Here is an 8,401-nt window from a genome sequence, read left to right as displayed (position 1 = left end):
ACCTTGATCTGCGGCCATCGCGAGCGTTTGTTGCTTCATCGTGTTTTGCGTTTGTCGTTTCCTGTGCGCTCTATAACGCTTGAGGCGCACATTCGGTGGACTTAATCAGCGTTGCCTTAACGCACGAGACACGGCCGCTTGTTGTCGAACTTCCAGTTCGGAATCAGATATTGCATGGCAATGCCGTCGTCGCGCGCGCCGAGGCCGTGCTGCTGATACATCGCGTGCGCCTTCTCGAGCGCATCCATATCGAGTTCGATGCCGAGCCCCGGCTTCCGCGGCACCTTGACCTTACCGCCGACGATCTGCAGCGGATCTTGCGTCAGGAACTGACCGTCCTGCCAGATCCAGTGCGTATCGATCGCGGTGATCTTGCCCGGCGCCGCGGCCGCGACGTGCGTGAACATCGCGAGCGAAATGTCGAAGTGGTTGTTCGAATGCGAACCCCACGTGAGGCCCCAGTCGTTGCACATCTGCGCGACGCGCACCGAGCCCTGCATGGTCCAGAAATGCGGATCGGCGAGCGGAATATCGACCGATTGCAGCTGGATGGCGTGACCCATCTGACGCCAGTCGGTCGCGATCATGTTGGTCGCCGTCGGCAGGCCGGTTGCGCGACGGAACTCGGCCATCACTTCGCGGCCCGAATAGCCGTTCTCCGCGCCGCATGGATCTTCCGCGTAGGCGAGAACATCGTGCTTGTCACGGCACAGGCGCACCGCTTCCGCGAGCGACCATGCGCCGTTCGGGTCGAGCGTCACGCGCGCTTCGGGGAAGCGCTCGGCGAGTGCCGTGACCGCTTCGATCTCGGCGTCGCCTGGCAGCACGCCGCCCTTCAGCTTGAAGTCGTTGAAGCCATAGCGCGCCTTCGCGGCCTCGGCAAGACGCACGACCGTCTCCGGCGTCAGCGCTTCCTCGGTGCGCACGCGCTCCCAGTCGTCACGCGCGCCGGCGTTGTTCGCGTACGGCAGATCGGTCTTGTTGCGATCGCCGATATAGAACAGGTAGCCGAGCATTTCCACTTCGTCGCGCTGCTGGCCTTCGCCGAGCAGTGCCGCGACCGGCACGCCGAGATGCTGCCCGAGCAGATCGAGCAGCGCGGCTTCGAGCGCGGTCACCGCGTGAATCGTCGTGCGCAGGTCGAAGGTCTGCAGGCCACGCCCCCCAGCGTCGCGATCGGCGAACTGCGTGCGCACCTGGTTCAGGATCGCCTGCAGATTGCCGATCGACTGACCGACCACGAACGGCCGCGCGTCGTCGATCGTCTTGCGGATGTTCTCGCCGCCCGGCACTTCGCCCACGCCGGTATGGCCCGCGCTGTCGCGCAGAATCACGATGTTGCGCGTGAAGAACGGACCATGCGCGCCGCTCAGATTCATCAGCATGCTGTCGCGACCGGCGACGGGCACAACGCGCAGTTCGGTGACGACCGGCGTGGTGTTCGATTCGGTAGGTTTGGTGGACATGGGAAAAGCACCTGTGTGATGAAGTAGGCCGGCCGGCGGAAGCCGCCGCGCGCGGCGCGCGTGTTCGACCGGACCGGATGAGAACTCGAATACAGAAAAATCGACGGCCGCATGCGAGCCGTCAGTGTAGTCAATGCGCGTTGCCGCGCGACGAATCGGGCAACGGTTCGCGATTGCCGGGCTTGTTGCGCGTCAGGAAGCCGGCCGCCGCCGCGAGCAGCGACGCGACGCCAAGATCGTACAACCCGCCCGTGATCGAGCCCGTGTGCTGCTGCAGATAGCCGAAGGTGGCCGGCGCGAAGAAGCCGCCGAGGTTGCCGAGCGAATTGATCAGTGCGAGCACGCCGGCGGCGACGCGCGCATCGAGGTAGCCCTGCGGAATCGGCCAGAACAGCGACGAGGCCGCCTTGAAGCCGATCGCCGAAAAGCAGATCGCGACGAACGAGAACACCGGGTTGCCCGACGTCGACGCGAACAGACCGACCGCCGCGATGACGAGCGCGACCGCGAGCCAGCCCTGCTGATGACGCCACTTCGCCGATACGACCGCGAAGCCGTACATCGCGACCATCGAGATCAGCCACGGAATCGCGTTGAACATGCCGACCTCGAAGTCGGAAAGGCCGCCCATCTTGCGGATGATGGTCGGCAGCCAGAAAGTGGCCGCGTAGATGGTCAGTTGGATCGCGAAGTACAGGAAGCAGAACAGCGCGATTTGCGGGTCCTTCAGCAGCTTCACCGTCGGCAGATGCGCGCCGCCTTGCGCTTCGCGCTCGCCCTGTTCGGCCGCGATGGATTGTTCGAGCACACGCTGTTCTTCGGCCGTGAGCCAATGCGCGTCGCGGATGCGCGACTTCAACAGCAACCAGCTGACGACGCACAGCGCGATCGAGAACACGCCTTCGATCAGGAACATCCACTGCCAGCCTTGCAGGCCGAGGCCGCGAATCGACAGCAGCGAGCCGGTGATGGGACCGGACAGCACCGACGCGAGCGCCGAGCCCGACAGAAAGATCGCCATCGCCTTGCCGCGTTCCTTTTGCGGCAGCCACTGGGTGAAGTAAAAGACGACGCCGGGAAAGAAGCCCGCCTCGGCGACGCCGAGCAGGAACCGCAGCACGTAAAACGACGTGTCGTTCCAGACGAACGCCATCGCGCCCGCCACCAGCCCCCACGTGCCCATGATGCGCGTGAGCCAGGCGCGCGCGCCGAACTTCTGCATCAGCACGTTCGACGGCACTTCGAACAGCGCGTAGCCGATGAAGAACAGCCCGCTGCCGAGCCCGTAGGCGGCCGCGCCGATGCCGAGATCGGCCTTCATGTGCGCGTTGACGAAGCCGATGTTCACGCGGTCGATATAGTTCGCGATGAACATGATCAGGAAAAGCGGCAACACGTTGCGCTTCACCTTCGCGACCGCCGATTCCAGCGGGTCGAGCGCGGTGGTCAGAACTGATGTCAAGTTGTGTCTCCTTGTCGGCCACAAGGCCTGGTGGAACGCAGCGCGGCGCACCCGGTGGGTGCAAGACCCTGCTCTACGCCCGATATGTTGTCTGACGACAGTCTACCGCGTTACTTTTGTCAAATCCAGTGGGGTGTTTACCCTGTGGTTCCAGAGTGAGCGCCTTGAAATGACGGCAGATTCAAAGGTTCATAGCCCTGTTGACTAACCCGGAATCCGCCTCGAACTAGGACGTCTGATGTCTCCAATTGACAGACTGTCGTCAGCAGCCCATGCGTTTGCGCAAATGTCCGCCTCATCCCCGCCCCCAACCGCGCATCCGCACGCAAAAAATAGCCCGCGCCGATGCCGCCGAACGCGGCAGAATCGAGTACAGTCCTGTGCGATACTTTGCAGGATCAGTCAACCAGCCACAAAAATGAGCAGCCTAACTGAAAAGGTGGTGGCCACCCTTTCCGATGAGATTCGCCGCGGGGCGCTGAGGCCAGGCGACCGCATCCCCACCGAAGTCGCGATGATGAAGCAGCTGTCCGTGAGCCGCTCCGTGGTCCGCGAGGCGATTTCGCGTCTGCAGGCAGAGAGGATCGTCGAGACGCGCCATGGCATTGGCACGTTCGTGCTCGCGCCCGCCGCCGAAAAGCCGATGCAGCTTCCCGCCGCCGATCTCACCAGCATGCTCGACGTGATGGCGATCATCGAGTTCCGGATCGACGTCGAAGCGGCCGCGGCCGCGCTCGCGGCATCGCGGCGCACCGAGCGGAACCTGAAGCAGATCCGCACTGCGCTCGATCGATTCGAGTCGGAGCTCGAGCGCGGCAGCACCGACACGCTCGCACACGACATCGAGTTCCATTTGCAGATCGCGCGCGCGAGCGGCAACCGCTATTTCTTCGACGTGCTGAGCCAGCTCGGCCGCTCGGTCAGCCCGCGCACCCGGCTCGGTTCGGCGGAGATCGCGGAGCTAGACCATATCGAGGTGTTGCGCAGCGTGCTCGGCGAGCATCTGATGATCTATCGCGCGATCGAGCGTCAGGATGCCGACGACGCGCGCGCCGCGATGCGCATGCATCTGAGCAACAGCCGCGAGCGACTGCGCCGCGCGCATGACCTGACGAAGGCTGGCGTGTGATCACATGCGGGGCTGAGCGGCCGCCCCGCAACACGACACGCCGCCGGCAATGCCCTCACTGCCCCACGTCGAGATCCATTAACGCCGAGCTCAGCGATTTGCCATGCGCGTCGAGCGCGAGCGAACGCGTAACGCCGCCGCCGAGCGCGTCGCCGAGCACGAAGTTGAATGCGGCAAGGCCCGGCAACTCATGGCGCACCACCTCGCCGCGCACCACATCGCGCAGATACGTCTTGACGCGCTCGGGCGTCAGCACATCGCGCAACCGCTCGTAATGCAGCGCGTCGTAGCAGATCACCGAGATATTGAGCGTATTGCCCTTGTCGCCGGTGCGCGAGTGGGCCAGTTCCCGTAGTTTCATCTCAAGCCTCCATCAGCGAGAAAGCCGGCGCCGCATACTCGCGCGGCAGCAGCACCGATTGCACCGCGACCACCTCGCGCGCCGCCTTCGTCACGCCGCCGCCGCCCGCCGGTCCGTTCGTGTACAGCGTCTCGACCTCGTTGCCGATGCGCAGCGCCTGCGCGAGCGACGCCGTGCGTCCCGCCACCCGGGCGCGCACTTCGTACGGCTCGCCATGACCGGCCGCCACCGCGTCACCATGCAGTGCGTTCACGCCGATCAGATCGAAGCGCAACTCGCGCGTCTGCACGCCGGTCAGCGCGAGACGCTCGCGCACGATATCGAGCGCGAGCCGCGCCCGCGCGAGCGCGCCGGGTCCGCCGTACGAAATCTGCCCCTCGCCGATATAGCCGTCGAAATACGCAACCGACACTTTCAACGTCGCGGTGCGCTCGGTGCCGCCACCGCCGGTGACGCGCACCCGGTCCACGGCTTCCTGCTCGACGCGCACCTGCGAGAAATCGGCGACCACGTCGGGCTGCAGATAACGACGCGGATCGTGGATCTCGTAGAGCAACTGCTCCTTGCAGGTCGCCTCGGTCACGAGCCCGCCACTTTGCGCGAGCTTCGTGATCACCACTGAACCGTCCCGCGCAACTTCGGCGATCGGAAAGCCGAGCCGCGCGAGATTCGGCACGTCCTTGAAACCGGGGTCCGCGAAATAGCCGCCGGTGATCTGCCCCGCGCATTCGAGCAGATGGCCGATTACCGTCGCCTGGCCGAGCATCGGCCAGTCGTCCATGCGCCAGCCGAATTCGTGGATCAGCGGCGCGACGAACAGCGACGGATCGGCGACGCGCCCGGTCAGCACGATCTGCGCGCCGGCCGCGAGCGCCTCGACGATGCCGCTCGCGCCGAGGTACGCATTGGCCGATATCAGCCGGTCCGCGTACGCGGCCACCGCCTCGCCCGATTCGACGAAATGGAAGTCGCCCGCGCGCACGACGTCGAGCACGTCGTCGCCGGTGACTGCGGCAATCCTCAGGCCGCCGAGACCCACCTCGCGCGCGATCTGCGCGGTCCGGCGCGCTGCCGCGAGCGGATTGGCCGCGCCCATGTTCGACACGATACGCACGCCGTTGCGCGCCGCGACGGGCAGCACCGCGCGCATGCGCGCTTCGAGCAGCGGGTCGTAGCCGAGCTCCGGGTCCTTGCTGCGCGTCTGCTGCGCGATCGCGATCGTGCGTTCGGCGAGACATTCGAACACGAGATAGTCGAGCTGGCCGTGTTCCGCGAGTTCGAGCGCGGGTTCGATACGGTCGCCCGAATAGCCCGCGCCCGCGCCGATGCGCACGACGCGTCGAGGTTCAGTGGCTGTCATGGTGCTCCCGTTCCTTCAGTGAAGCTCACAGTGGAAAGATCCCGAGCACGACGCACGCGATCGTCATCACGACCGACGCGCCGAACAGCAGGGGAAACGTGAATCGTTGATGATCGGCCAGATCGATACCGCACAGCCCGACCACGAGGAACGTCGCGGGCGTGAGCGGACTGACCGGAAAACCGGTGGTCATCTGTCCGAGCAACGCGGCCTGACCGACGTGCACCGCGGGCACGCCGAGCTGGCCGGCCACTTCCGCGATCACCGGCAGTACACCGAAATAAAACGAATCGGGATCGAACAGCATGCTGAGCGGCATCGACAGCAGGCCGAGCACGATCGGAATATGAGTCGCCATCGCCGGCGGCACGAAGCCGACGGCCGCCTGCGCCATCGCCTTCAGCATGCCGCTGCCCTGCATCACGCCGGTGAACACGCCGGCCGCGAGCAGGATGCCGGCCATCATCAGCGCGGCGCGCGCATGCGCGTCGATCCGTTTGCGCTGCATGTCCACATTCGGATAGTTGACCATCAATGCGATGCACAGGCCCACCATGAACATGATCGCCGGCGGAATCTTCTCGCCCATCACGACCATCGTGCCGAGCACGACGAGCGTCAGCACGATGTTGAACCAGAAGTTTTGCGGGCGGCGCAGCGCCTGTTGTTCCGGCGTCAGTTCGCGTTGGGGCATCGGCACGGAACCGCTCGCAGCGTTGAGACCGAGGCGCTTTTCCTCGCGCCGCCCGAGCCAGTACGCCATCGAGAACACAAATACGAGGCCGATCGCCTGCACCGGAATAAGCGGATTGAACAACGCCGAGATCGGCAGATGCAGCGACGCGGACGCGCGGATCATCGGCCCCGTCCATGGCAGGAAATTGATGCCGGCCGCCATCGATACCGCCGCGGCGAGCACGCGCCGGTCCATCTTCAGGCGGTCGTAGAGCGGCAGCATCGCCGGAATGGTGACGAGGAAGCAGACGGCGCCGGAGCCGTCGAGGTGGATCAGCAGCGCGAGCAGCGTGGTGCCCATCACGATGCGCGTGGGCCGTGTGCCGACCGCGCGCAGGATGCGCTCGATGATCGGGTCGAGCGTACCGGCGTCGGTGATCGTGCCGAAGTACAGGATCGCGAAGACGAACATGCAGACGACGGGCGCGAGGCTCTTGAGGCCATCGACGACGAACTTGCTCGTCTGCAAGCCGAAGCCGCCGAGCAGCGAGGCCGCGAGCGGCACGATGATCAGCGCGACGAGCGGCGACATGCGTTTGGACAGGATCGCGCCGAGCAGCACGACGATGGTAGCCAGCCCCAGCAATGGCAGCATGAGCTTGTCTCCAGGTTGTTTTTTAGTGTGATCGAGCGTAAGTTCGGGGCAGCAATAATGCAATTGAAATGAATTGATTGCAGCAATCACAAATCGTCATGGATCTGAATCTGCGGGACATCCGCGCGTTTATCGCGGTCGCGCAAACGGGCAGCTTCACGCGTGCGGCCGCGCGGCTGCATCTGTCGCAACCGGCGTTGACGGTGCAGATTCGCCGGCTCGAGGAAACGGTCGGCCTGCGCCTGTTCGATCGCAACAGCCGCAACGTCGCCCTGACGCCGACCGGCCGCGAGCTGCTGCCCGTGCTGCAGAAATCGCTGCACGACATGGAGCACGTGCTGCTCGATGCGCGCGCGCTCGGCGAAGGCGGAAGCGGCACGGTGCGCATCGCGTGTCTGCCGACCTTCGCGGCGAGCGTGCTGCCCGAGCTCGTGCAGGCGCTGAGAAAAGCCGTGCCGCGCGTCGGCTTCGAGGTGCGCGATGTCGTCGCGAGCATGGTCAACACGTTGGTGCGCAACGAGGAAGCCGATATCGGACTGACGGGCGGCGAGCTGAACGACAGCGGGCTCGAGGTACTGCATGCGGGCCTCGACCGGCTCGTCGCCGTGCTGCCGAAGCAGCACGCGCTCGCGCGGCGGCGCCGGCCCGTCACGCTCGCCGATCTCGCCAGCGAGCCGCTCGTGCTGACCGCGCAGGGCACGAGCGTGCGAGCGGTCGTCGACAGCGCGTTCGCCGACGCGCAATGTGAGCCGCGCATCGCCTGCGAACCGACCTACATGATGAGCGCGGTAGCGATGGCGCGCGCCGGGCTCGGCATCACGATCCTGCCGGCGTCCGCGCGCGAGGTGCGCGCGGAGCCCGAGCTGGTCGCGCGACCGATCGACGAAGCCGCGTTCACGCGGCGCATCGCGCTGATCAAAAAGCGCGGCCGAACCTTGCCGCCGGTGACCGAGACCTTCGTCGCGATGCTGATCGAACGGCTCGGCGCGTCATAGGGCCGCACAGCGTCGTTTTGCGCGTCGCGCGCAGCCCCTAATTTTCACGATACGAAACGATGCCGCGCGTCGTAAAAAATCATGTTGCGGGGCACAAAGCGGCCATTTCACGATGCCCGGCGGCGTTGCACATCGCAAAACGGATCGCACAAGCCTTTGTTTTTACACGGATATTTTTAATATAAAGACCGGTTCGACGCCAATTGCCCGCCGATTCGCTGACGTAGACTCTTTCACAAGAGCACGCGCTTCACGCAGTCGGATTCGAGGGGCCTCGCGACATGGCCACCCAAATCCC

The 8,401-nt window shown here is 65.1% G+C and carries 7 protein-coding genes; 2 read left to right on the top strand and 5 right to left on the bottom strand.

From position 1 onward, the window contains the following. Nucleotides 1-116: 116 nt before the first annotated feature. Nucleotides 117-1,466, bottom strand: coding sequence for a glucarate dehydratase (gene gudD / locus HWY30_RS13470; protein WP_090807477.1), 1,350 nt, complete (start codon nucleotides 1,464-1,466; stop codon nucleotides 117-119). Between the two features lie 130 nt (nucleotides 1,467-1,596). After that, nucleotides 1,597-2,928, bottom strand: coding sequence for an MFS transporter (locus tag HWY30_RS13465; RefSeq protein WP_090807479.1), 1,332 nt, complete (start codon nucleotides 2,926-2,928; stop codon nucleotides 1,597-1,599). Between the two features lie 418 nt (nucleotides 2,929-3,346). Between HWY30_RS13465 and HWY30_RS13460 the strand changes: the two genes are divergently transcribed. Beyond that, nucleotides 3,347-4,057 (top strand): FadR/GntR family transcriptional regulator, encoded by a 711-nt coding sequence (locus HWY30_RS13460; protein WP_090807481.1) that lies wholly within the window; start codon nucleotides 3,347-3,349, stop codon nucleotides 4,055-4,057. A gap of 55 nt (nucleotides 4,058-4,112) precedes the next feature. Here the strand turns inward: HWY30_RS13460 and HWY30_RS13455 are convergent, their stop codons facing one another. The 3 genes from HWY30_RS13455 to HWY30_RS13445 are packed head-to-tail and all read right to left on the bottom strand — an operon-like array spanning nucleotide 4,113 to nucleotide 7,108. Continuing rightward, nucleotides 4,113-4,418, bottom strand: a complete 306-nt coding sequence (locus HWY30_RS13455) for an AtuA-related protein (protein WP_090807483.1) — start codon at nucleotides 4,416-4,418, stop codon at nucleotides 4,113-4,115. Nucleotide 4,419: 1 nt separating this feature from the next. After that, on the bottom strand, nucleotides 4,420-5,778 hold the full coding sequence (locus HWY30_RS13450; protein WP_090807484.1) for an acyclic terpene utilization AtuA family protein: 1,359 nt from the start codon (nucleotides 5,776-5,778) through the stop codon (nucleotides 4,420-4,422). A gap of 25 nt (nucleotides 5,779-5,803) precedes the next feature. Further along, a complete protein-coding gene (locus HWY30_RS13445; protein WP_090807486.1) occupies nucleotides 5,804-7,108 on the bottom strand; it encodes a CitMHS family transporter in 1,305 nt (434 codons plus the stop codon). A 98-nt stretch (nucleotides 7,109-7,206) separates the two neighbouring features. Here HWY30_RS13445 and HWY30_RS13440 point away from each other — a divergent pair, with 98 nt between their 5' ends. Continuing rightward, nucleotides 7,207-8,103 (top strand): LysR family transcriptional regulator, encoded by an 897-nt coding sequence (locus tag HWY30_RS13440; RefSeq protein WP_090807489.1) that lies wholly within the window; start codon nucleotides 7,207-7,209, stop codon nucleotides 8,101-8,103. Nucleotides 8,104-8,401 lie beyond the last annotated feature (298 nt).

This window comes from Paraburkholderia tuberum STM678, assembly GCF_902833905.1.
In the GTDB taxonomy this organism is placed as follows: Bacteria; Pseudomonadota; Gammaproteobacteria; order Burkholderiales; family Burkholderiaceae; genus Paraburkholderia; species Paraburkholderia tuberum.
The sequence above is the reverse complement of the archived record's forward strand: the minus strand, read 5'-3'. Positions and strand labels throughout refer to the sequence as shown.